Genomic DNA, 25,007 nt, shown 5'->3' on the forward strand with positions numbered 1-25,007 from the left:
TGATCGTTCACCATCGGTCGCTAGGCTCGCGCGCCTTCCGCCCGAGCCCACGAGCCTCGACCATGCCATTGCTCCGCTACATCGCCCTCGGCCTGCTGGGACTGCTGGCCGCCTGTTCCACGAATGAGGACCCGGCAACCGCCACAGTTCCAGCGCCACCCAGCCAGTACCAGCTCAACCTCAGCAAGATCGGCGCGGGCCGGGTGCTGTCCACCCCTACCGGCATCGACTGCGGCGAAACCTGCACCAGCGGCTTCGCCGCAGGCAGCACCGTGAGCCTGCGCGCCGAGGCGGCAACGGCACAGCGTTTCGTCGAATGGCGCGGCGCCTGCACCGGCAGCGGCGAATGCCGGGTGACCATGGACAACCACCATCTGGTGACGGCGGTGTTCGAGCCGGAGCTGATCGTCGATCCGCCGCCCACCGCCCAGACCTGCGATCCCTACACCGGCCCGGCGCTGAGCAGCCTGCACGCCTACGAGGGCTCGCTGCACGAGCACTCCAGTTATTCCGACGGCGACATCCACAGCACGCCCGGCGACTACTTCCGTCTGATCCGCGACCAGGGCTATGCCTACACCGGCTCCTCCGAGCATTCCGACACGCTCGATGCCGGGGTGTTCATCTCGCTGGGCAGCGACTGCTTCAGCACGCCCGACGGCCTGCTCACCTGCCTGACGCCCAGCGTCGATGAACTGGCGAAGTGGAACAGCGTCGCCAGCCAGGTGGCGGAGGTCAGCGATGGCCACAGCTTTCTGGGCATCCGCGGCTTCGAGTGGACCTCGGACCGCTTCGGCCACATCAACGTCTACTTCTCGAAGAACTTCAGCAATGCCAAGACCGACGGCGGCTACCTGCTGACCATGGAGAGCTTCTGGAGCTGGTTCACCCGCGACCCCGGCATGCCCGGGCTGGGCGGCTCGCTGACCGCGCCGGTGCCGTTCGGCGGCGGCAACGACGGGCTGGCGCACTTCAACCACCCCAACGACAAATGCCTGTCGGACAGCGATGCCGGTTGCGACTGGAACGGCTTTGAACTGATCCCCGACGCGGTGGAGCGGATGTTCGGCATGGAGGTCTACAACGACGGCAATGGCGACGACCGCTACCTGCCCTACTACCTCACCGCGCTGGACAAGGGCTGGCGGCTGGCGCCGATCGGCTCCGAGGACGAGCACGAGCTGCACTACGGCAGCGAGGATCGGCCGAAGACCGTGACGCTGGCGGAGTCGCTGGACGAGACCGGCTTCCGCGCCGCCTGGCTGGCACGCCGCACCTACGCGCTCTCGCCAGGCTGGCATCTGCGCGCGGAGCTGAGCGCCGACGGCGGCCATCCGATGGGCTCGCAGCTGAGCTGCGCGGCCGGCAAGACCGTGCCGCTGGAGGTGAAACTGCGCCAGAAGGACGGCAGCGCCTTCAGCGGCGAATACCGGCTGTACGCCAGCGGCGGCAGCGAGCCGCTAGCCGTGCAGCAGGGCGACTCGGCGCGCTTCGAGCTGCCGGTGCCAACGGTCAGCGGCGAGACCCGCTGGTACTTCGTGCGCGTGCACGGCGGCGCCGACAACAAGTCGGTGGCCTATCTCGCACCGGTGTGGGTGAGCGCGAAATAGGCGATTGCCTTGAATGGCAATCGCCCGCGCGAACGCCAGGCCATGGATGGCCTGGCCGGGGGTTGGCGAATCCGCAGGGTCGCGCCAGGGACGGCAAGCTAAGGCCCCCACAAGAACCCAGAACCGGCTTGCGCACGGCCAGCCGTATCCGGGGCCGGCCAACGCCCCCACCCCAACCCTCCCCCGCGAGCGGGGGAGGGAGCTGGTCGGGAGGGAACTCTCGGGCAGGTACTACCGACTGCAAGCGCCGCTGCTGCAAGCCGCCCACAAAAAACGGGGCCTATCCAGGCCCCGTTTCGGTCTGCCGCGCCGTGCTCAGATGCGGATCAGATTGCTGCCTTCGACGCGGACCCGCTCGCCGGAGCTGATGCCGGAGGGATCGGCCACCCGCACGGTGCGGGTGCTGCCGTTGTCCATCTGCACGGTCACGTCGTAGACGGTGCTGCTGCGCATGCGCTTCTCGATCTCGTTGCCGGCGTAGCCGCCGCCCGCCGCGCCCACCACCTTGGCGGCGGTGTTGCCCTGGCCGCGACCGAACTGGTGACCGATCACCGCACCGGCGATGGCGCCGGCCACCGCACCCATACCGCTGCCTTCGCCCTGCACCTGCACGGCGCTGACGCCGGCGACGGTGCCGCAATCCTGGCAGACCGGCTTGGGCTCGGGCTTGCTGACCGCCACCGGGGTGGGGGCGGCAGCCGCAGCCTGCTTCTTCTTGCTCGCCTTCTCGGCGGCGGCGGCGCGCGCCTTGGCGTCCTCGGCTTCCTTGCGGGCGGCTTCAGCCTCGGCCTGGGCGGCCTCCAGTTGCTTTTGTGCTTCCTCCGCCTTCGCGGCGGCTTCCTGCTCGCGCAGTGCCGCCAGCTCCTGCTCGGCCTTCTCGGCCTGCGCCTTGGCCTCGGCGAGCTGCTGCTCGACCTGGGCAGCGGTGCTGTCGGACTTGTTGCAGGCAACCACGCCGAACGCCAACGGCGCGGCCAGCAAAACCAGAATCAGTGACTTCTTCTTCATGACACCCTCCTGTGGGTGATTATTGAGTCGCGCTCAGCCTGCGGTAGACGAATGAATCGAGGCTGAACCCTAAACGCCCTCCTCGCCCGGATGTCGCGGCGGCCAAAACCGTCGCGGAGCGCGGCGCGATTGGACACTGCGGTGGGGGGATTTGTCGATGCTTGGGGGCATAGCCCGGGGCGGACAGCCACTGGCTGGCACTTCGACTCAAACAGCGTCGCTGCCATCCATGGCGGGGCTACTCACCCCGATCTACCCCCTGGGCGACCATCCATGGTCGCCCGTCGCAGGGGCGGGACAGCCACTGGCTGGCACTTCGGTGCAGGCTGGATCGCTGCCATCCATGGCGGGACCACTCACTCCGATCTACCCCCTGGGTGGCCATCCATGGCCACCCGTCGCACGGGGCGGACAGCCACTGGCTGTCCGCCTTATCCGTGCGACCCCACTACATGCGTTCGGGTATCCAGGAACTGGATGTCGGGGAAGCGCTCCTTGGCCATCGCCAGGTTCACCGCCGAGGAGGCCAGGTATACCAGCTCGCCGTAGTGGTCCTTGGCGATGCGCAGCTCGTTCTTGTCGACGAAGTCCTTGAGCTTCTTGGGGTCGCTGCACACCACCCAGCGAGCGCAGTGCACGGTGACCGGCTCGAAGGCGGAGGCGACGCTGTACTCGTCCTGCAGGCGGTACTGCACCACGTCGAACTGCAAGGTGCCGACCGCGCCCAGCACCACGTCGTTGTTGGTGATCGGCCGGTAGACCTGGGTGGCGCCTTCTTCGCAGAGCTGGTCCAGGCCCTTGTTGAGCTGCTTGGCCTTGAGCGGGTCCTTGAGGATCACCCGCCGGAACAGATCCGGGGCGAAGCTGGGGATACCGGTGAAGCGCAGGTTCTCGCCCTCGCTCAGGCTGTCGCCGATGGCGATGGCGCCGTGGTTGTGCAGGCCGATGATGTCGCCGGGATAGGCTTCTTCCACCGCCTCGCGGTCGGCAGCCATGAAGGTGAGCGCGCTGTTGACCCGCACCGGGCCATCGAGCCGCACCGAATGCAGGCTCATACCCTTGCGGTAGACGCCGCTGCAGACGCGCAGAAAGGCCACGCGGTCGCGGTGCTTGGGATCCATGTTCGCCTGGATCTTGAACACGAAGCCGGTGAACTTGCCGTGCTGCGGGTAGACCTCGCGCTCCACGCCGTTGAACTCGGCGATGCGCGGCAAGGGACTCGGCGCCCAGTCGGTGAAGCCGTTGAGCAGCTCGCGCACGCCGAAGTTGTTGATGGCGGCGCCGAAGAACACCGGCGTCAGCTTGGCGGCGCGGTAGTCGTCCAGGTTGAAGCCGTCCCCGGCCATCTGCACCAGGTCGATCTCGTCGAGCAGGGTCTGGTAGACATCGCCGAAGCGCTCGGCCAGGCCGGGCGCGCGCAGGCCGTCGATGGTCTCGATCTCCGACACCCGGTGCTTGTCGCCGGAGTAGAGGTAGAAGCGGTCTTCCAGCAGGTGGTAGACGCCCTTGAAGTCGCGGCCCATGCCAAGCGGCCAGGTGATCGGCGTGCACTTGAGGTTGAGCACCTTCTCCACCTCGTCGAGCAGCTCCAGCGGCGGGCGGCCCTCACGGTCGAGCTTGTTGACGAAGGTGATGATCGGGGTGTCACGCAGCCGGCAGACCTCCATCAGCTTGATGGTGCGGGTTTCGACGCCCTTGGCGGCGTCGATCACCATCAGCGCCGAGTCCACCGCCGTCAGGGTGCGGTAGGTGTCCTCGGAGAAATCTTCGTGCCCGGGGGTATCAAGAAGATTGACCACCTTGCCGTTATAGGGGAACTGCATCACGGAGGTGGTTATGGAAATGCCGCGCTGTTGCTCCAGCGCCATCCAGTCGGAGGTCGCGTGGCGCGAGGCCTTGCGCCCCTTGACCGTGCCCGCGAGCTGGATCGCCCCGCCGAACAGCAGCAGCTTTTCGGTGAGCGTGGTCTTGCCGGCATCAGGGTGGCTGATGATGGCGAAAGTGCGGCGCAGCTCGGCTTGCTGCGCGATGCGCTCGAGGACGGACATGAGACGCGGGAGGCAATTCAGGGCCGCGCATTGTAGGGCCTGCGCCGGCCGGCCGGGCCGAGCCCCGGGCCGGCGCCAGGGCCTGACGCGTCTGCGCGGCTCCGGAGCCTGCCCGCCATGAACCAGATTCCACGCGGCCTGCGCCTGGCCGGATCCGGTCGCGGCACCGGCGTGCGGCTGCGGCTGCGGCTGTTGCTGGCCGGCCTCGCCACCCTGCTCGCCTGCGCGCTCTACCTGGGCTGGGCCGGCGTCACCGACAGCCGCGCGGATCGTGCCCTGTCGGCGAGGGTCGAGCACACCCTCGATGGCTTGGAGAGCATCCTCGAAGCCCAGAGCGCACTGACCAAGCTGCGCCGCATCCTGTTCGTCAGCGCCGACCTGGGCGCGGCCCAGGGCCAAGCCGGTGCCGAACTGGGTCCGGCGGCACTCTCGGCGCTGGGCGAGTACCAGAGCGTGGTGAGCGCGCTGGAGCCGCTGGACGCCAGCGTGCACCAACTGCTCCAGAGAACCGGCGAGGAGCTGGTCGCCACCGCGCTGAGAGCCGCCACGCCGGAAAACGGCGATGTCCTGAGCGCCAGACGCCGGTTGGTGGTCGATTTCCCGAGGATCAGCGGCCCGGCCGAGCTGGCGCTGAGCCAGCTCGCCACCGGCTTCCAGCGCGATTTCAACGCCGCCCAGACCCAGGCCCGGACCCAGGAGTCACGCGCCGAGACGATCAGCGTGCTCGCCATGGTGGTGCTCGGCGCGGTGATCTTCGGCCTGGCCTACCTGGTGTCCGGCTCCATCCTGGCTCCGCTCAACCGCATCCACGCCTCGCTGCTGCGCCTCAACGCCGGCGAGCGCCTGGAGGCCTCGCCGGTGGCCGGCAACGACGAGTTCGGTCAGATCGGCCAGGCCTTGCACGAACTGTCGCGCTTCACGGGTCACTTGCAGGAAGTCGCCTTCGTCGATGGCCTCACCCGGCTGCCCAACCGGCCCCGCTTCGAGACCGATCTGCAGGACTGGATCAGCCGCCAGCGCTCGTTCGCCCTGGTGTTCGCCGATCTCGACCAGTTCCGCACCATCAACGACGGCTACGGCCACCGTTTCGGCGACAGCGTGCTGTGCAGCGCCGCCGAGCGCCTGCGCACCCTCACCAACCAGGGGCAGGTCTACCGCTACAGCGGCGATCTGTTCGTGATGCTGCTGCCCTATGCCGGCGAGGACTACCGCAGCCAGATCACCAGCCAGGTCGAGTTGCTGCGCCAGGGCATGGCCGAACTGGGCCTGGTGCAGGACCGCCGGCTGCCGTTCTGCGCCAGCTTCGGCGTGGCGGTGTACCCGGACGACGGCAGCGCGCCGGAAACCCTGGTGTGCGCGGCCGACGCGGCGATGTTCCACGCCAAGCGCCAGGGCCGGAACACCGTGCAGTTCGCCCGCCACAACTACGCGCTGCAGGCGCGGCAGCGGCTGGATCTGGCCGACGAGATGCGGGTGGCGCTGCGCGAGGGACAGATCACGCCCTACTTCCAGCCGATCATCGACCTCGGAGTCGGCGAAGTGGTCTGCGCCGAGGCGCTGGCGCGCTGGCGGCACCCGGTGCGCGGTTTCGTGCCGCCCGACGAGTTCATCGGCATCGCCGAAGATTCCGGTCAGCTCGATGCCCTCACCGACCAGTTGCTGCGCAGCGCCTGCGCCGCCGCCGCGCAGTGGCATGCCGCCGGGCTGAATCGCCGGCTGGCCTTCAACCTGTCGGCGCGGCAGGTGCGGCCCGGCGTGGTGGAGATGATCTCGGGCGTGCTGCGCGAAACCGGCCTGCCAGCCCAGCGCCTGGAGGTGGAGATCACCGAAAGCGCCTTCATCGAGCGGCCGGAGCTGGCGGAACGGCTGCTGCGCGAGCTGCGCGGCCTGGGGGTCGGCGTGGCGCTGGACGACTTCGGCACCGGCTACTCCTCGCTCAGCTACCTGCTGCGCTTCCCCATCGACAAGATCAAGGTCGACAAGAGCTTCGTCAGCCAGCTCGAAGGCCAGCGGCAAGCGGCGAAGATCGTCGCCGCCACCATCGCGCTGGCCTCCAGCCTGGAGATCACCCTGGTGGCGGAGGGCGTCGAGCGACTGGGCCAGATGCTGACGCTCTACGAACTGGGCTGCCGACAGCAGCAGGGCTGGCTGTTCGCCAAGGCGATGCCCGCCGCCGAGTTCGAGCAATGGGTGCGCAGCGCGCCGCTGCGGCTGGACGGCGTGGTGCGCAAGCAGATGGACGCCAGCAACGAACCTCTGGGCGAGGCCGGGCGCCGCGCCTGAAGCCGCGAGGCCAGGGTTCACCAGGGAGCGGCTCAGCGCAGCTCCAGTCGCGCGCTGAGGCCATACGTGCGCTGGTCGCCGACCACCGCACCGTAATCGCCAACGCCGTAGATCGGATTGATGGCGGCGATGTAGTCCTCGTTGAACAGGTTGCGCACCCAGACGGAAACCTCGACACCGCGCGCGTGTTTCAGCCCGAGGCGCAGATTGCTGAGGCTGTAGGCGGCGATCTCCGAGCCACGGCCGCGCTCCACCGTGCCGTAGTAGTCGCTGCGGTAACTGGTGTCGAAGGCGCCATAGGCCTCGACGTTGTCGGCCAGGGCGCGAGTCACCTCGATGCCACCGGTGGCGGTGATGATGGGCGCGTTGTACAGGCGCTTGCCGGAGAGATCCTTGGTGCTGGTGCGGGCGTCTTCGTCCGGCGCGTTCTTGAAGTCGACGGTGACCGCCCGCCCGTAGCTACCGCCGGCGCGCAGGCTCAGCCAGGACCAGGGCCGCGCGCGGCCCTCCAGCTCCAGGCCTTGCAGGCGCACCTTGCCGACGTTGAGCAGGTTCACCTGCGCCGGATTGGGGAACAGCGTCGGCTCGTTGTCGAAGGTCAGCGCCTGGTAGTTGCGGACGATGCTGTGGTAGGCGGCGAGATTGAGGCCCAGGCGACGGCGGAAGAACTGGCTCTTCAGGCCCAGCTCGAAGCTGGTGGCGGTCTCCGGCTCGAAGGTCTCCTTCACCGACGCGCCGGTGACGCCGAGGTTGATGCCGCCGGCCTTGTAGCCGTGGCCGATGCTCAGATAGCTGCGCACCGCCGGGGTCCACTGATAGCCCAGCGCGAACTGCCCGGAGAACTGGCCCTCGTCATAGCTGGTGGCGCGGCTGTAGGGCGCGCCGATCACCTGGTCGAGAATCAGCCCGAGCGTGTAGTTGCGCGGGTCCGGGAGGCCGAGCGCCGCGAACAGCGCGCCCGGCAGTTGCGGCAGGCTGGCGGGATCGTTCGGGTCCACCGTGCCGCCGGTGTTGGAGGCGGTACGGGTACGCACCACGCTGCCCTTCTTCAGCTCGCGGGTATAGCGCAGGCCGAAGGTGGCGTCGAAGCGCGGCGTGAGGTGCCAGTCCAGCGAGCCAAACAGGGCGCCGCTGCGGCTGGTCTGCTCGCCGCGGGTGAGGTTGGCGGTGCCGGCGGCGTTCTCGCCGGGTGCGATGAGGTCGAACAACAAGCCGGAATTCGACTGCGTCAGCGGCAGGCCGGTGACATCGCGCAGGATGCCGCCGAAGGCCCAGGGGATCAGATCCTTGCCGACCACGAAGCGGTCCAGGGCTACCAGCCGCTGCTCGATCAGGAACAGGCCGCCGACCAGATCGACATCGCCCTGCTGGCGGGCCAGGCGCAGCTCCTGCGACCACTGTTGGTGATTGTTGATGGAGCCGGACAGCGGCACCAGCTCGCGGCTGGTGGCGTCGTCGTTGTAAGGCACGAAGCGCCAGTCGCGCCAGGCGCTGATGCTGGTCAGCGTGGTCGCGCCGCCGTCGCCAAAGCTCCAGTTGATCTCGTTGCTGACCGCCTTCTGGTGCATCTCGATGCTGACCTGGCTGTCGTACTGCACCTGCCGGGCGTAGGGGTTCACCGGCTCGCGCTGGTACTCGATGTAGGCATCGCGCTGCTGGATCGCCTCCCGGTAGCTGGTGAGCAGAAACACACAGCAGTCCTCGTGGGCGTCGGCGTACTCGTAGATCAGCCGCGAGCTGAAGCTCTCGCTCGGCGCCCACAGCAACTGGCCACGCAGGCCGCCCTTGTTCTGGTTCTGGAACGTCCGGTCGTCATGGAGGTTCTCGATGCTGCCGTCGCGGCGGGTCAGGTAGCCGGTGAGCCGGCCGGAGAGCGTCTCGCCGATCAGCCCGCCGTTGATGCTGCCGCGCCACTGCCGGTAGCCGAGGTTGCCGACGCTGCCCTCGGCTCTGGCCTCGAATTCCGGGGTCGGCGCCTTGGTGACGATGTTGAAGGCACCGGCGGTGGTGTTCTTGCCGAACAGCGTGCCCTGCGGACCGCGCAACACCTCCACCCGCTCCAGATCGACCAGATCGAATACCGACAGCCCCTGGCGGCCGAGGTACACGCCATCGAGGAACAGGCCGACGCTGCTCTCCAGACCGTCGTTGGCCGACGACGAACCGAGGCCACGGATGGTGTAGCTGGTCAGGCGCGGATTCGGCACCGAAACCACCAGGCCGGGCACGCGTTCCTGAATGTCCTGCGGACGGTACAAGCCGGCAGCGGCGAGTTGATCGCCGTCGAGCACGGTCATCGAGATCGGCACCACCTCGACCTTTTCCTTCTTGCGACGGGCGGTGACCACCACGGTATCCAGCGCTGCGGGACTCTGTACCGTCTCGGCCGCCACCGGCGGCGTCGGCGCCGCCGCCGCCGGCAAGGTCTGCACCGGCAGACTCTCCAGCGTCGGATTGGCGCCGGTGGGCTCCGGTTCGGCGCGCGCGAGCTGGCTGGTCAGCAGCAGGAGCAGCAGGAGCAAGCCCCGGGAAGCCATCGGGAGCAGGGGCTTTTCGGCCAAGGCGCTGGCCAGCAATTTCGGACGCATGGGAACCGGGACCGCAAGGAAATTGCGGCCTATTCAACCCACTGCGCGGGCACCAAAGAAATATCGATTGCTTCTATCGACATTCGCGAACGCCGGCGTGGCCGGCCCATGCGGGGCTTCAGCGCGGGGCGACCGGCTGGCTGCCCGGCACCTCAGGAGCGGCCCGCAACCTGGTCAGGCGCGCCCCGGGCGCGGTCTCAGGCTTCGCCCTCGTGCGTCAGGAAGCGCCGGACCTCCGACAAGCGCCGGCGTGACACCGGCAGCAGGGCGGTGGAATGCCGCACCCGCAGGCCGTGGGCGGAGTCGTCGTCTTCCTCGGCGCCACGGCGGCGCTCCAGGCTGGCGATGTACTTGGTGGCGACCAGGGCCTTGCGGTGGATGCGCAGGAACAACGGCGCCAGGTCCTCTTCCAGCGTCTTCAGCGACTCTTCGATCAGCACCTCGCCGTGCAGATGGCAGACGGTGGTGTATTTCTGGTCGGCCAGGAAATACAGCACGTCGTCCACCGGCACCCGCACCAGGCCCTCGCGGGTGGTGGCGAGGATGAACTCGCGCGCCGGCTTGGCATTGGGGTCGTGGGCCGGCGGCGCTGGCTTCTGGGCGCGCGACAGCTTGCGCACCTTGAGCAGCGCGTCGCGCAGCTTTTCCTTGCGGATCGGCTTGAGCAGGTAGGCGTCGGCCTGGGCATCGAAGGCCGACAGCGCGTGTTCGGCGTAGGCGGTGGTGAAGATCACCGCAGGCGGGGTGTCGAGCTGGGCCAGCTGGCGGGCGACGGTGATGCCATCGACGCCGCCCATGCGCACGTCGAGCAGCACCAGATCGGGCTCTTCGTCCTCGATCAGGTCGAGCGCGGTTTCACCGTCACCGGCTTCGCCGATCACTTCGTAGCCGGGAAACTCCGCCATCAGCCGCCGCAGGCGCTCGCGCGCCAGCGGTTCGTCGTCCACGATCACCACCCGCATCGTCAATCCCCCTCGTCACTGGCCCCTGGCGTTCCGCTCTGTAGGCCCTGAGTGTCTTCCGTCGTATAGGGAACCTGGATCCGCGCCCGGTAGACCGGCCCGGTCTCGGTGCGCTCTGGTCCCTGCTCAAGTGTTGCGGTGTCACCGTAAATCAGCTTGAGCCGCTGGGCAATGTTTTCCAGGGCCACACCGGTAGATTCGCGCTTTGGGGCGTCTTCGGGTGGGATCGGGTTCTCAACATCAATCACCAGGCGGCTGCCCTCGCGATGGATCGCGACGGTGATCCCGCCCCGGGCGCGCAGGCGCGACACCCCGTGATGGACGGCGTTCTCCACCAGGGGTTGCAGGATCAGCAGCGGCACCCGGGCGGAGTGCGCCTCCGGCGCGATCTCCCAGTTGATCCACAGCTTGTCGCCCAGGCGCACCCGCTCGATGCGCAGATAGGTCTTGACGAACTCCACCTCCTCGGCGACCCGCACCAGGCGGTTGCGCTTTTCCAGGCTGGCGCGGAACAAGTCGGCGAGGTCGATCACCATCTCCTCGGCCTGCTCCGGATTGGTGGAGATCAGCGAAGCGATGGAATTGAGCGAGTTGAACAGGAAGTGCGGGCGGATGCGCGCCTGCAAGGCCAGGTAGCGCACTTCCGAATCGGCCCGCACCTGCGCCTGCAACTGCGCCCGCCCCCAGAAGTAGCGCAGCAGCAGCAGCGACAGGATGGCGCTGATGGCGACGTTGCGGACGATGAACTCCTCGCGGGTCTCGCTCACCGGCTGTGCCCAGGCCACGTACTTGAGCAGCCACCAGCTGGCGTCGGAGATCACCAGGGTCACCAGCACCAGCAGCCCCCAGCAGACGAAGAACACCACCCCGACCCGCGCCAGCCGCAGCCAGCGGCGTGCGAGGCACAGCACCACCGCGCTCGACAAGCCCAGCCACTGCAGATAGAGCGACAGCAGCATCAACTGCTGCAGGGCCTCGCCGCCACGTTCGGCGCCGACCAGGGTGAGGATCACCGCCACCATCTCCATCACCAGGATCAGCAGCCACACCGCCTCGCCCCGGCAGAAATTGGGGATCAGGTTGTGCTGGCTTTCCGGTTGGACGACCGCTTTGTTCATGAGGGGTCTGGCAGAGGGACGGCGCACCTATAATGCCGCGCCCGCCGCCACTGCGGCGCCCACCGAACGCCGTAGCCGACCCCATGAGCCAGGACGCCAGCCCCCCCGCCGCCGGAGCCGCAACCAAGAACGCGATGTGGAGCGGCCGCTTCAGCGAGTCCACCTCGGCCCTGGTGGAGCGCTTCTCGGAGTCGGTATCCTTCGACCAGCGGCTTTGGAAGCAGGACATCGCCGGCTCCCAGGCCCACGCCCGCATGCTCGGCAAGGTCGGCGTGCTCGCCGCCGCCGATGTCGAGGCGATCATCACTGGGCTCGACGGCATCGCCGCCGACATCGCCGCCGGCCGCTTCGCGTGGAGTCAGGCGCTGGAAGACGTGCACATGAACATCGAGGCGCGGCTCACCGAGCGCATCGGCGAGGCCGGCAAGCGCCTGCACACCGGCCGCAGCCGCAACGACCAGGTCGCCACCGATGTGCGCCTGTACGTGCGCGACGCCATCGACGAGCTGGTCGGCTTGATCGACGCCCTCGCCGCCGGCCTGCTCGATCTCGCCGAGCGCGAGGCCGACAGCGTCATGCCCGGCTTCACCCACCTGCAGGTCGCCCAGCCGGTGACCTTCGGCCACCACATGCTGGCCTGGCGCGAACAGGTGCTGCGCGACAAGGCGCGCCTGCTCGATGCCCGCAAGCGCGCCAACATCCTGCCGCTGGGCAGCGCCGCGCTGGCCGGCACCGTGTACCCGCTGGACCGTCATTACGTCGCCGAGCAACTCGGCTTTGCCGGCATCACCGAAAACTCGCTGGACGCAGTCAGCGACCGCGACTTCGCCATCGAGACGGTCGCGGCGTGCAGTCTGGTGATGGTGCATCTGTCGCGCTGGAGCGAGGAACTGATCCTGTGGTCGACGCCGATGTTCGGCTTCATCGCCCTGCCCGACCGCTACTGCACCGGCAGCTCGATCATGCCGCAGAAGAAGAACCCCGACGTGCCGGAGCTGGTACGCGGCAAGACCGGCCGCGTGGTCGGCGATCTCAACGCCCTGCTGGTGCTGATGAAGGGCCAGCCACTCGCCTACAACCGCGACAACCAGGAAGACAAGGAGCCGCTGTTCGACGCCCTCGACACCGCCCGCGACTGTCTGGCGCTGTACGCCGACATGGCGCCTAACATCGTGGTCAAGCGCGACAACTGCCGCGCCGCCGCCGCCAAGGGCTTCTCCACCGCCACCGACCTCGCCGACTACCTGGTGAAGAAGGGCCTGCCGTTCCGCGACGCCCACCACGTGGTCGGCAACAGCGTCGGCTACGCCGCGAAACAGGGCCGCGACCTGCCGGAGCTGTCGCTCCCGGAACTGCAGCAGTTCAGCCCGCTGATCGCCGAGGACGTCTACGCCCACATCTCGCTGGACGCCAGCGTCGCCGCCCGAACCACCTACGGCGGCACCGCGCCGGCGCAGGTGCGCGCGGCCATCGCGCGGGCGCGGGCGAAGACTTAGCAGTGGACACGCTGTCTTCAGGCGAGCGCTGCCGCCGCATGGGGATGGTCAGAGGGCGGGACACCAAGCCGGAGCCCTTCGTCCGTGGATACGCTCACAGGCTTGGTTACCGCTACCGTCTCGCTGTCGCCGATCTGCCGGGACCAGCGGATTTGGTTTTTCCGCGTTATCGCAAGGTGATTTTCGTGCACGGCTGTTTCTGGCACCGGCACGCAGCCCAAACCTGCGCATTGAGCAGGTCGCCAAAATCACCCGTGACCGTCGTAACATCTCCGCACTACGGCGACAGCACTGGGGCGCGTTGGTGATTTGGGAGTGTCAGTTGCGGAACCCTAATCGCATTGAAAGCCGTATCGGGAGATTCCTGGGATGAGCATCCGAGCACTTGAACTATTCGCTGGCGCGGGCGGATTGGGCATGGGGATGAGCCTATCCGGCGTTAGTCCGGTCGCGGTGGTCGAATGGGATTCCTGGGCATGCGACACCATCCGAGAGAACCAGCGCCGGGGGCATCCCGTTGTTGGCGACTGGCCGGTCGTTGAAGGCGATGTTCGCGATATCGACCTTTCGTCGCTACCAGCCGACTTGGACTTGGTTACCGGTGGCCCACCTTGCCAACCATTCTCCATGGGCGGCAAGCACCTAGCCCATGACGACAGCCGCGACATGTTCCCGGCGGCGATCAACATCATCGCCAGGCTTAGACCTCGTGCATTCCTCATCGAGAACGTGAAGGGACTGACCCGGTCTAGCTTCGCCAATTACTACCAGTACATCCTGTTGCGGCTGGAATATCCGGAAGCCACGCCACGCCCCGGAGAGGACTGGATGGAGCATTTGCGCCGCCTGCAACAGGCACGCAGCAGCGGTGGCTTGCGTCAGTCCTTGGCCTACAACGTGACTCCGACGCTGGTGAACGCCGCCGATTACGGTGTGCCGCAGCGACGCGAGCGAGTATTCATCGTCGGGTTCCGGCGCGACCTCGGAGTCGAGTGGCACTTCCCGCGTGAAACACATTCCCTCGACGCGCTGCTGCACTCTCAGTGGGTTACCGGAGACTACTGGCGTCGCCACGGCATGGAAGCTCCAGCAATGCCTGTCGGGCTGGCGGCCCGAGTGCGCCGCTTGCGCGAGAGTCTTCTTCCTCCAGAGCACCAACCCTGGCTGACCACGCGCGACGCATTAGTGGGACTACCCGAGCCAGGGACGAGCGACCTCTTTCCGAATCATCGTCAGCAGCCAGGTGCGCGGGCTTATCCAGGCCATACCGGCTCCCCCCTGGACCTGCCAGCGAAGACGCTCAAGGCGGGCGACCATGGTGTACCAGGCGGAGAAAACATGCTGGCCTATCCCGATGGCCGGGTGCGCTACTTCAGCCTGCGCGAAGCAGCCCGCATTCAGACCTTCCCGGATGGCTACGTCCTCCATGGCTCTTGGAGCGAGGCGATGCGGCAGTTAGGCAACGCGGTGCCAGTGCGACTCGCTCAGGTCGTCGCTTCCAGCCTGGTGGAGAAGCTCGCGCTATCGCGAATGGCGGAGGCCAAGTCTCGGGCCGGACGGCGGGCAGCATGAGCAACGGGAAAGTCGTCACGTTCAATCCACTGGACCGACTGAACCTCGGGGCAAGCGTCACCAGCGCGCTACTCCAGTCGGAGGCGGTTCCGTTAGCGGGCCTTCCTCGTTTTGTCGGCGCTGGAATCTACGCCCTCTACTACCGCGGCTCATTCGACGCCTACCGATCCCTCGCCTCCCAGAACCGAGAAGCTTGGAGTCAGCCAATCTACGTCGGCAAGGCCGTTCCGGCGGGTGCGCGCCAAGGTGGCATGGGGCTAGGAGACAATCCCGGCGTGGTCCTGCATACGCGACTGCGCGAACATGCTGAAAGCATTCGGCAAGCCGAAAACCTATCGGAGGCCGACTTCGCATGCCGCTACCTGGTCGTGGAAGACATCTGGATTCCGCTCGCCGAGTCCCTGCTGATCGCTCGCTTCGCTCCCCTCTGGAACAAGGTCTTGGATGGCTTCGGCAATCACGACCCGGGCAAGGGCCGGCACCAAGGCCTACGTCCTCGCTGGGACTGCTTGCATCCGGGACGGCCATGGGCCGCTCGACTGCGAGAGCGCCCGGAGCCGGCCTCTCTCATTGAGTCCGAAGTTCGCCAGTACTTGGGTTAACTCAATCAGTTCGCGGCACCGTCGGAATCGCCAACCCGAACCGCACCGGTTGCACCCACCCAAGCCGACACAGGTGACGGCACCGCCGCCCTTGCGCAAACTGACGGCCTTTCGCCGGCCGACCTTAGCAATGAAACCGCAAACCGTCCTCGTCACCGGCGCCAGCGCCGGGTTTGGTGCCGCCATCGCCCGCCGCTTTGCCGCCGATGGCGCCCGGCTGATCCTCGCCGGCCGCCGTGGTGAGCGTCTGCAGGCGCTCGCCGCAGAACTATCAGTGCCCTGTCTGGCGTTGCCGCTGGACGTGCGCGAGCGCGCGGCGGTGGAGGCGGCGGTCGCGGCGCTGCCGGCGGAGTTCGCCGGCATCGATCTGCTGGTCAACAACGCCGGCCTGGCCCTGGGCATGGAGCCGGCGCAGCGCGCCAGTCTCGACGACTGGGAGCAGATGGTCGATACCAACATCAAGGGCCTGCTGTACCTGACCCGCGCGCTGCTGCCGGGCATGGTCGCGCGCGGTCGCGGCCACATCGTCAATCTCGGCTCCATCGCCGGCGAATGGCCCTATGCCGGCGGCAATGTCTATGGCGGCACCAAGGCCTTCGTCCGTCAGTTTTCGCTCAACCTGCGCGCCGACCTGCTCGGCACGCCGGTGCGGGTCAGCAATGTCGAGCCCGGCCTGTGCGGCGGCACCGAGTTCTCCAATGTGCGCTTCCACGGCGACGATGCCCGCGCAGCCAAGGTCTACGAAGACACCCAGCCGCTGAGCGCCGAGGACATCGCCGACACCGTGCACTGGATCGCCACCCGGCCCGCGCACATCAACATCAACACCATCTCGCTGATGCCGACCTGCCAGGCCTTCGCCGGCCTGGCCGTGCATCGCGGCCCCTTGGGCTAGCGCGATGCGACTCGCGCGCCCCGGGCGGCGCAGCCTGTTGCTCGTCGGCGCGCTGGCGGCGCTGTCGCTGCTGGCCTACCGGCAGGGCGATCTGCGCGCCACCGCAGCGGCGGTCGGACTGCCGCTGCAATTCCCCTCGCAGGCCGGCACCCTGGTGGTCAGCGAGCTGGCGCGCGGCCTCGAACAACCCTGGTCGCTGGCCTTCCTGCCCGACGGCAGCCTGCTGGTCAGCGAGCGCCCAGGGCGACTGCGCCTGGTCAGCCGCGAGGGCCGGATCGGCGCGCCGATCAGTGGCGTGCCGGCGGTGCACGCGCGCGGCCAGGGCGGCCTGCTGGACGTGGCGCTGATGCCGGACTTCAGCGCCAGCGGCGGCGTTTGCTTCAGCTACGCCGAACCGCGCGGCGAGGACGCCAGCGCCACAGCGGTGGCCTGCGGCCGCCTCGACCGGGCCACGGCCAGCCTGCGCGAGCTGCGGGTGATCTACCGCCAGGAACCGGCCCTGGCCGACAGCGACAACCACTACGGCTCGCGGCTGGCCTTCGCGCCGGACGGCACTCTGTTCGTCACCCTCGGCGAACGCTATTCCGGGCGAGAGCAGGCGCAGACGCTGGACAACGGCCTGGGCAAGGTGGTGCGCCTGCGCCCCGATGGCGGCATCCCTGCCGACAATCCTTTCGTGGGCCGTGCCGGCGTACGGCCGGAGATCTGGAGCTACGGCCACCGCAATCCGCAGGGCGCGGCGATCCACCCGCAGACCGGCGCACTGTGGATCACTGAGCATGGCCCGAAAGGCGGCGACGAGCTGAACCGGGTGCTCCCGGGCCGCAACTACGGCTGGCCGGTCATCACCTACGGCCGCGAGTACTCGGGCCTGAAGGTCGGCGACGGGCTCAGCCAGAAAGAAGGCATGGAGCAGCCGCAGCACTACTGGGTGCCGTCAATCGCCACCAGCGGCCTGGCCTTCTACACCGCCGACCGCATCCCCGCCTGGAAGGGCAGCGCCTTTGTCGCCTCGCTGAAGTTCGGGCAACTGGCGCGGTTGAGCCTGGACGGCGACAAGGTAGTCGCCGAGGAGCGGCTGCTGGAAGGCCTCAACCGCCGTCTGCGCGACGTGCGCCAGGGGCCGGACGGCGCGCTCTATCTGCTGACCGACGAAACCAATGGCGCGATCCTGCGCCTCGATCTGCTGAAACCCTGACGCCGCCATGGGCCTCTACGACCGCTACCTGCTGCCGCACCTGATCGACTGCGCCTGCGGCAACCGCCATGTGCGCGGCGAGCGCGCCCGCATCGTGCCGCTGGCGCAGGGACGGGTGCTGGAGATCGGCATCGGCACCGGCCTCAATCTCGAGCACTACGACCCGGCGCGGGTGAGCAGCATCTTTGGCGTTGATCCCGCCGCCGAGATGCAGGCGCTGGCGCGCCAGCGTGCCGCGCGCATCGGCATTCCGGTGCAGACCGTGCCCCTGGTGGTGGAGCAGATCGGCGCCGAGGACGCCAGCTTCGACAGCGTGGTCTGCACCTTCACGCTCTGCACCATTCCCGACGGCATCTCGGCGCTGCGCGAAATGCGCCGCGTGCTCAAGCCGGGCGGCGAGCTGCTGTTCTGCGAACACGGCCTGGCGCCGGACGCCGGCGTGCGCGCCTGGCAACACCGGCTCAATCCCTGGTGGAAACCGCTGGCCGGCGGCTGCCATCTCACCCGCGATGTGCCGCGACTGCTCGAAGACGGCGGCTTCCGGACCACCGCGCTGGAGCGCAAGTACCTGCCCGGCCCACGGCCGATGACCTACGTCTATAGCGGCCGCGCGGTCGCTGCCTGACGAAGTTTTCTCAGAGCGCGCGGTCGGCTTTCGCCGAGGGCGATCAGCGCCGCCGGTTGGTCCCTCCGCCGCTCTCGCTCGCCCCCTCCCGACCTTTCCCCGCAAGCAGGGGGAAGGAGACCGGCCGGCAGACGGACATGGCGCCAGAGCGACGCGGGCGCACTACCAGCGGAAGCCGGCGCGACGGGCCTTTTCCTGCAGGGCCTCGATCTCGTCGGCGTGCGCGCGCATCGAGCCGGTCATGCCGGCCGCGCCCGGCGCCGGCAGGCCGATGCCGCCCAGGGCGCAGATCTGGCTGTAGGGATTCAGCGGCACGCTGAAGGCCGGCGCCTCCGTGCGCGGCGCGCTGTTGAAGTCCAGCGCGTAGGCGAGGTTGTTGGTCGCCGCCGCGCGCACCCCGAGCGGCTCCAGGCCCCAGCGCCATTCCATGAACTTGAGGATGGAGTTGGGCTCCAGCAGCATTTTTTCGACATGACCGCGCCTGGCGCGCGGGCCGATCAGCACACAGGGCACGCGGAAGCCCAGGCGGCCGTCGTTGCCGACCTCGTCGCGCTCGGCATCCGACACCGGCATGTACGGCGGCTCGACGTGGTCGAAGAAGCCGCCCCACTCGTCGTAGCAGATCACCATCAGGGTCTTGTCCCAGGTCGGCGACCGGCGCAGGGCGTCGTAGATGCCGTTGAGGAAGGACTGGCCGTTGCGGACGTCGGCGTGCGGGTGGTCGTCGTTGCAGAGGTGATCGAGGCCGTCGTTGTAGAAGAACGGATCGACGTAGCTGATCGCCGGCAGCAGGCCGGCAGCGGCCTCCAGCGCGAAGCTGGCGTAGGGCCGCGAGATGCCCAGGTACTTGCCGCCCCAGATCGCGGTGTAGGGCAGATTGTTGAAGTAGTAGCCGGTGCTCACGCCAGCCTCGGCGGCGGCGTCCCAGACGGTGCGCAGGGTGGAGGTCTTGGGCAGCACGTCGAACAGGCCGCCGCTGTTGTTGTTGCGGTCGCTCTGGCCGCAATGGATGTACATGCGGTTGGACTGCGTGGAGGCGAGCATGCCGCTGTGGTAGCGGTCGCAGATGGTCCATTCCTGCGCGCAGCCGGCGTAGAAGGGCAGCTCTTCGGCCGTGTAGTAGCCGATCGGGAACAGATCGCCCACCGGCGTATCGCGCAGGAAGCCGTCCATGCGACCGCCGTTGATGATCGCGTGGCCATGGTCGTAGCCGTGCGGCGGGTCTTCCAGTCCGCAGCCCTGATAGTCGGTGGACAGCCGGTGCGTCGCCTGCAGCTTGCCCTCGGCATCCGGGTACAGCAGCCCGGCCTGACGGCCGTTGGCGCCCGGCACCCAGCCCAGCATGTGGTCGAAGGAGCGGTTCTCCATCATCACCACCACGAGGTGCTCGATGCCCGACTCCTTGGGGTCCGGCAAGGGCCCACTCGCCGAGGGCGCGGTGATCCACTGGCCCGCAGCGGCGCTGTCGCCGCCCGGCGCCGAGGAGCTGCCACCGACGCCGCAGGCGGCGAGTCCGCCGGCCGAGACGGCAGCGCCGACCAGGCCGGCCTGCTTGAGGAATTCGCGACGGTCCAACGGTGGCGGCGGTGGCATGAGGGCTTCCCGGAAAATGCTGTCCGGCAGGGTAGAACAGGCTTGATGACCAACCGTGCAGCAACGGCCGGTTGGGGCTGATTTACTACCGCCGGCCGGCCCGGGCGCTTTCAACAATGGCGATTGTCGGTAGCGTCGGCGGCCATGTCACACGCCCCCATGCGCGACGGCGCACGCCTGCACCATCACAGCCTCGGACGCGGGCCCACGGTCGTCCTGCTGCACGGCTTCGCGATGCCGGCCGCGCTCTGGCTGCCCTTCATCGCACCGCTGGCGGCGCGCTACCGCTTCGTGCTGCCGGACCTGCGCGGCTTCGGCGGCTCGCACCAACTGGCGCTGGCGCAGCCGCGACTGCTCGACCAGCACGCCGACGATCTCGCCGACCTGCTGGCGCATCTGGGCGAGAGCGAGGTGATTCTCGGCGGCCTGTCGATGGGCGCCTGCACCAGCCTGCAATACCAGCGCCGCTACGGCATGGCCGGCGTGCGCGCCTATCTGCACATGGACCAGGCACCCTGCGTGCTCAACGGCCCGGACTGGCGCGACGGCCTGCTCGGCAGCCGGCAGGCGATCAAGCTCGGCCAGTGGAGCGGCCTGATGCGCGATCTCGAACACTGGCGCGGCCAGCGCTTCGAGCAGATTCCGGCGGCGCTGCGCCAGCGGCTCTGGCAGACCCTCGCCGAGTTCTTCAGCCACGCCTTCGCCGGCCGCGCCTGGCAAGGCATCAGCGGCCTGGCGCGCCACGAGACACTGATCCGCCGGGTCGCCCCGACCAGCAACTGGCCGGTCTACATGGACGCCCTGCGCAGCTATCTGCGCGACGACTACGACTGGCGTCCGAGCCTGCCGGCAATGCCGGTGCCGATGCGCGCCTTCGTCGGCATGGACTCCACCATGTACCCGGCGCGCGGCCAGTTGCGCCTGCCGGAATGGGTGCCGCACTGCGAGCTGGTGCGCTTCCAGCGCTGCGGCCACGCGGTGCCGTTCGAGAGTCCGCGCCAATTCGTCTGGGAACTCGGCAAGTTCCTGGCGGCGCACCGTCGCGAGTTGCGGCCTGTGACCGTCACCGCCTGAGAGCAAGCCGCAGATCGGCGGCGCGCTCGGGCCGCCGCTCCGCTCAGTGGTTGCGGCAGTTCAGATCCCACATCCGGGCGTTGATCCGGCGCAGCTCCTCCCGATAGCGCTCCGCCTGCCAGCCGCTGTGCGCCTGTCGGGTCGCCGCATTGATCTGCTGCTTCAGGTCCTCCAAGCGTTCGCATTCGAGAGGCGGTCTCGGCACCAGTGTCGGCGCCCGCTGCGCTGTCCACGCCGTCGCCGGCTTGGACGATCCGGGCACCATCTCCAGCACCTCCGGCAGGGCCACGGCGCCAAACCCATGCAGCTGCGCATAGCGCGCGTAATCGCCACAGGCCGAACGTTGTAGCGAGGGATACTCGCCGCCGGCATTCATCCGCGTCATCCGCTGGCAGTAATCCCGCAGCGACTCCAGGCGACTCCACTCGGAGGCGCTGGGGCCGCTGGGCACCGACGGCGGCGGCACGGGCTGCGCTGGCGAGTTCACCACCGACGGTGCTACCGGCGAGGTCGGCGCCGGCTCTGCAGCAGGCGGCAGCGATGGCGACGTGGGCGGCGGCTTGCCGTACTGGTAGGCGAACATCAGCCCGACCAGCAACACCAGAGCGACGATCACCACTTTCAAGCGCTCGCCCGATTCGTCCCTGGGCGGCCCACGCCGATAGGCCGGTCGCACCGGCGGCCTTAAGTCTTTCATCCCTAATTCCCCGAGTCCCTGGTTTCTAGGTTACGGGTCTCCGCAGTCCCTCGCGGCGCCCATCGCAATCCTGCCCGGCACCGGCGCAAGCTGCCAGCTCCATCCCGGAATCCCAACCTGAGACTGGTGTCGGCACGACTTGTGCTGCATATTCGCCGCCCGCCGGAACTCGCGAAATTCGAGAAAGCCGGCAACAAACGACGCAGGAAGCGCAGAGAAAGTTTGGAATTTGTCGAGCTTTTGTCAATTCGACCGATTCCATCCCCAGTCTTCAAAGTCAGCCGCCCAAGGAAGGCTGACGGCAGGGACTGGATCTGGGTCTTCCGCCGGGTTTGATCCCTCAACCTTTGCCTTTGACCTTCGAGTTTCGATGAAACTGCAAACCTTCTGCCTTTCCTCCACCTTGGGCCTGGCCCTGGGTGCGAGTGTCGCGCCTCTTTACGCCGCCACGGGCGGCACACCCGCCGTCGTCGCCCACAGCGTCGCCGCCTCGAAGGCCTCGACCACCAGGGTCGGCGAGCGCGTCAACGGCCTGCCCAACGTGGATCGCTTCGGCCTTGATCTGCGCAACGCCAAGGCGCTGGCCCCGATTCCGCAGGCCGGCTTCGAGGGTCGCCCACAGTCGGCGCTGTTTGATCGGCAACTGGGTCTGCCGACCTTTCTCTGGGCCCGCACCGACGCCCAGCCGGTGGCGGTGGGCGCGCTGACCACGCGCGAGCAGCTCATCGCTCGCGCCCGTGCGCAACTGCGCGCCGAAGCCTCGCTGCTGAAGCTCAGCGAGGAGATGATCGCCAACGCCAAAGTCACCGACGCCCAGTACAACGGCAACGGCGCGGCGGTGGTGCGTTTCAAGCAGCAGATCAACGGCCTTGAGGTGTTCAGCCGCAGCCTGAACGTCATGCTGGACCGCACCGGCAAGCCGGTTGCTGTTTCCGGCTACTTCGCCAGCGGGCTGGATGCCGCCTCCCTGGCCGGCCCGGCGTTTTCGCGCAGCCCGGCGCAGGCCATCGCCGCTGCGGCCAGCAGCCTGGGCCTCGGCAAGGCGCTGAGCACCTCCCTGATCCAGCCGATGGCGAAGGCGCTCAGCCCGCAGTCCGGCAGCTTCCAGTGGTTCAAGGCGCCGGCGCTGACCGGCGGCAACCAGATCTGGGAGCGCATGCCGCGTTCCAAGGCGATCTACTACCCGCGTGGCAACAACACGGTCGAGCCGGCCTACTACGTCGAGCTGTTCAGCCTGAACAAGAACGACGGCGCCCGGAGCGGCTATGGCCTGGTGGTCTCGGCCGCCAACGGCCAGATCCTGCACCGTCGCAACCTGGTTTCGGATGCGGTGCCCTTCAACTACACGGTGTTTGCCGACGGGTCCGACAACAACTTCCACCCCTGGGATTCGCCGCTGGGCAACGGCTACGCGCCGTTCCCGGCCGACGCCGACCCCAAGGTGAAGCTGCCGCGCATCTCGACCGTGGAAACCGCGCCCAAGGTCACGCTGGTGGCGACCAGCGGCCTTGAGGAAAGCCACCCCTGGCTGGCCGACGATGCGACCACCACCAAGGGCAACAACGCCGAGGCCTGCCTCGACCTGTTCGACCCCTCCGTGGTGGCCGGCCTGATCCAGATTCCGCTGCTCAACCGCTGCGACGCGGCGTTCGGCGACCTGTACCCCACGACCACCAGCGCCAACACCTTCGACTACGCGATCGCGCCGAACGAGGACCCCAGCCACGAGAACGCGCAGAGCGCGGCGGTGGTGAACCTGTTCTACATGGGCAACTGGCTGCACGATCTCTGGTACGTGCACGGCTTCAACGAAGAGGCGGGCAATGCCCAGGCCGACAACTACGGCCTGGGTGGCCAAGACGGCGACCCGCTGTTCCTGCAGGGCCAGGACGGCTCGGGCCGCAACAACGCCAACATGTCGACCCCGGCCGACGGCTCCTCGCCGTCGATGCAGCAGTACCTGTTCGATGGCCCTCCGAACGGCTTCGTGAAGCAGGCCTCGCCGACCGAGCTGGACTACGTGTTCTCGGTGGGCACGTTCACGCCGCAGAACTACGACGTGTCGGCCACCGATGTGGTGCTGGCCGACGATGGCATCGGTGAGGCAACCGACGGCTGCGGCATTGCCAACCCGATCCCCGACCCGACCGGCCTCGGCCTGCTGCCGAGCAACCTGCCGCCGCCGCCGGACTTGAGCCTGTACGGCAAGATCGTGCTGGTCGACCGTGGAACCTGCGCGTTCACCACCAAGGCGCGCTGGGCGCAGATCTCCGGTGCCGCCGGCATCGTCATCGTCAACAACACCGGTGGCGAGCCGATCCCGATGGCGAACTCCGACCTGCCGATCGATCTGCCGCTGCCGCAGTTGCCGGAGCCGCTACCGCAGTTGCCGACCAACACCGACTTCACCTACACCATCCCCACGGTGATGATCCGGATGGCCGACGGCGCGGCGATCAAGGAGCAACTCGCGGCCGGCACCACGGTGCAACTGGCCTTGCACCGCGAGCCGAGCATCGACATCGACGGCACGATGGACAACCAGATCATCGCCCACGAGTTCTTCCACTACGTTCACCATCGTCTGACCAACTCCAGCAACCAGCAGTCGGGAGCGATGAGCGAGGGCTGGGGTGACACCGATGCGCTGATGGTGTCGGTGCGCCCGGATGACCAGCTTCTGGCCGGCAACGACCACTGGCAGGGCGCCTATGGTCTGGCGGGTTACGTGATCGACAACTTCTACGCCGGCATCCGCCGCGTGCCATACACCACCGACATGGAGAAGAACGGCTTCACCCTGAAGCACATCTCCGACGGTGAACCGACCCCGGACGGCGGCGCTGGCGCCAGCAACTCGGAAGTGCACAACGCCGGCGAGATCTGGGCCAACCAGATGTGGGAATGCTACGCCGCGATCCTCAACCGGCATCCCTTCCCCGAAGCGCAGACCCGCATGAAGGACATCATCATCGCGGGCCTCAAGGGCACGCCGGACGACGCCACCTTCACGGAAGCGCGCGACGCCATCCTGGCGGCGGCCAAGGTCGTTGATGACTGCGACTACCGCGCCTGCGCCAATGCCTTCGCGAAGCGCGGTTCCGGCCCGAACGCGGTTTCGCCGGCCCGCGACAGCTCCGACCTGACCGGCGTCGAGGAAGACTTCACGGCCTACGCGGAAGCCTGCCCGGTCAGCGGCTCGTCGTCGGGTGGCAGCAGCTCCGGCGGCTCCTCCGGAACCTCCTCGGGTGGTAGCAGCGGCACCAGCTCCGGTGGCAGCTCCGGCACCTCCGGCAGCGGCTCGGGCTCGGGCGGCTCTTCCGGCACCTCCTCGGGCAGCAGCAGCGGCGGCACTTCCTCGTCCTCGGGCGGCAACACCGGCAGCTTCGGCGGTGGCGCGCTGGGTCTGCCCATGCTGCTGAGCCTGCTCGGCATGGGCCTGCTGGGACGCCGTCGGCGCCAGGCCTAAGCCGAACGCGCGGTAACAAAAAACCCCGGCACCGTTTTGGTGCCGGGGTTTTCTTTTGCCTACGGCCCAGACCGCCCGGCCCGACTGTGAACTGGCGCAAGCACTCACCCGATCCGGGGACGCCCGGCAGCCCGCGCTTGGCACGGTCGATGAATGAATCCTGGCAAGT

At 68.1% G+C, this 25,007-nt stretch carries 18 protein-coding genes; 11 read left to right on the plus strand and 7 right to left on the minus strand.

Annotated features, from left to right (window positions below):
• The first annotated feature begins 62 nt into the window (after positions 1-62).
• The gene (locus ED208_RS02925) at positions 63-1,610 is read left to right on the plus strand and encodes an InlB B-repeat-containing protein (protein ID WP_148044663.1); all 1,548 of its coding nucleotides are present in this window, start codon (positions 63-65) and stop codon (positions 1,608-1,610) included.
• Positions 1,611-1,925: 315 nt separating this feature from the next.
• Here the strand turns inward: ED208_RS02925 and ED208_RS02930 are convergent, their stop codons facing one another.
• Both ED208_RS02930 and ED208_RS02935 read right to left on the minus strand, forming a co-directional pair.
• Positions 1,926-2,618, minus strand: a complete 693-nt coding sequence (locus ED208_RS02930) for a glycine zipper 2TM domain-containing protein (protein WP_123210343.1) — start codon at positions 2,616-2,618, stop codon at positions 1,926-1,928.
• A gap of 431 nt (positions 2,619-3,049) precedes the next feature.
• On the minus strand, positions 3,050-4,666 hold the full coding sequence (locus tag ED208_RS02935) for a peptide chain release factor 3 (protein WP_123210344.1): 1,617 nt from the start codon (positions 4,664-4,666) through the stop codon (positions 3,050-3,052).
• A 117-nt stretch (positions 4,667-4,783) separates the two neighbouring features.
• Between ED208_RS02935 and ED208_RS02940 the strand changes: the two genes are divergently transcribed.
• Positions 4,784-6,949, plus strand: coding sequence for a putative bifunctional diguanylate cyclase/phosphodiesterase (locus ED208_RS02940; RefSeq protein WP_123210345.1), 2,166 nt, complete (start codon positions 4,784-4,786; stop codon positions 6,947-6,949).
• A 32-nt stretch (positions 6,950-6,981) separates the two neighbouring features.
• Here ED208_RS02940 and ED208_RS02945 read toward each other — a convergent pair whose 3' ends face one another.
• From ED208_RS02945 to ED208_RS02955, 3 genes are all read right to left on the minus strand, one after another.
• Complete coding sequence (locus tag ED208_RS02945) at positions 6,982-9,537, minus strand: TonB-dependent receptor (protein ID WP_123210346.1); 2,556 nt, start codon at positions 9,535-9,537, stop codon at positions 6,982-6,984.
• 197 nt (positions 9,538-9,734) lie between these two features.
• Positions 9,735-10,499, minus strand: a complete 765-nt coding sequence (locus ED208_RS02950; RefSeq protein WP_123210347.1) for a LytR/AlgR family response regulator transcription factor — start codon at positions 10,497-10,499, stop codon at positions 9,735-9,737.
• A gap of 2 nt (positions 10,500-10,501) precedes the next feature.
• Complete coding sequence (locus ED208_RS02955; protein WP_123210348.1) at positions 10,502-11,617, minus strand: sensor histidine kinase; 1,116 nt, start codon at positions 11,615-11,617, stop codon at positions 10,502-10,504.
• 83 nt (positions 11,618-11,700) lie between these two features.
• Here ED208_RS02955 and argH point away from each other — a divergent pair, with 83 nt between their 5' ends.
• The 7 genes from argH (at position 11,701) to ED208_RS02990 (ending at position 18,005) form a co-directional block, all read left to right on the plus strand.
• Positions 11,701-13,113: an argininosuccinate lyase gene (gene argH, locus ED208_RS02960; RefSeq protein WP_123210349.1), complete on the plus strand. Its 1,413-nt coding sequence runs from the start codon at positions 11,701-11,703 to the stop codon at positions 13,111-13,113.
• Between the two features lie 44 nt (positions 13,114-13,157).
• Positions 13,158-13,421, plus strand: coding sequence for a hypothetical protein (locus ED208_RS17755; protein WP_366512203.1), 264 nt, complete (start codon positions 13,158-13,160; stop codon positions 13,419-13,421).
• Positions 13,422-13,488: 67 nt separating this feature from the next.
• Positions 13,489-14,685, plus strand: coding sequence for a DNA cytosine methyltransferase (locus ED208_RS02970; RefSeq protein WP_123210695.1), 1,197 nt, complete (start codon positions 13,489-13,491; stop codon positions 14,683-14,685).
• Positions 14,682-15,287, plus strand: a complete 606-nt coding sequence (locus tag ED208_RS02975; RefSeq protein WP_123210351.1) for an Eco29kI family restriction endonuclease — start codon at positions 14,682-14,684, stop codon at positions 15,285-15,287. The genes ED208_RS02970 and ED208_RS02975 overlap by 4 nt, the downstream gene beginning before the upstream one ends.
• 130 nt (positions 15,288-15,417) lie before the next feature.
• Positions 15,418-16,182 carry an SDR family oxidoreductase gene (locus tag ED208_RS02980; RefSeq protein WP_123210352.1) on the plus strand — a complete coding sequence of 255 codons (765 nt, stop codon included), beginning with the start codon at positions 15,418-15,420 and terminating at the stop codon, positions 16,180-16,182.
• Between the two features lie 4 nt (positions 16,183-16,186).
• A complete protein-coding gene (locus ED208_RS02985; protein ID WP_123210353.1) occupies positions 16,187-17,380 on the plus strand; it encodes a PQQ-dependent sugar dehydrogenase in 1,194 nt (397 codons plus the stop codon).
• Positions 17,381-17,387: 7 nt separating this feature from the next.
• Complete coding sequence (locus tag ED208_RS02990; protein WP_123210354.1) at positions 17,388-18,005, plus strand: class I SAM-dependent methyltransferase; 618 nt, start codon at positions 17,388-17,390, stop codon at positions 18,003-18,005.
• Positions 18,006-18,167: 162 nt separating this feature from the next.
• Here the strand turns inward: ED208_RS02990 and ED208_RS02995 are convergent, their stop codons facing one another.
• A complete protein-coding gene (locus tag ED208_RS02995) occupies positions 18,168-19,598 on the minus strand; it encodes an alkaline phosphatase family protein (RefSeq protein ID WP_123210355.1) in 1,431 nt (476 codons plus the stop codon).
• Between the two features lie 144 nt (positions 19,599-19,742).
• On the opposite strand from ED208_RS02995, the gene ED208_RS03000 reads away from it, so the two are divergent.
• Positions 19,743-20,672, plus strand: a complete 930-nt coding sequence (locus ED208_RS03000; protein ID WP_123210356.1) for an alpha/beta fold hydrolase — start codon at positions 19,743-19,745, stop codon at positions 20,670-20,672.
• Between the two features lie 43 nt (positions 20,673-20,715).
• On the opposite strand, the gene ED208_RS03005 is transcribed toward ED208_RS03000, so the two are convergent.
• Positions 20,716-21,369: a hypothetical protein gene (locus ED208_RS03005; RefSeq protein WP_148044665.1), complete on the minus strand. Its 654-nt coding sequence runs from the start codon at positions 21,367-21,369 to the stop codon at positions 20,716-20,718.
• Positions 21,370-21,739: 370 nt separating this feature from the next.
• Between ED208_RS03005 and ED208_RS03010 the strand changes: the two genes are divergently transcribed.
• Positions 21,740-24,838, plus strand: coding sequence for a M36 family metallopeptidase (locus ED208_RS03010; protein WP_123210358.1), 3,099 nt, complete (start codon positions 21,740-21,742; stop codon positions 24,836-24,838).
• Positions 24,839-25,007: the final 169 nt, after the last annotated feature.

The sequence above is a fragment of the Stagnimonas aquatica genome, assembly GCF_003730135.1.
GTDB classification, from domain to species: domain Bacteria; phylum Pseudomonadota; class Gammaproteobacteria; order Nevskiales; family Nevskiaceae; genus Stagnimonas; species Stagnimonas aquatica.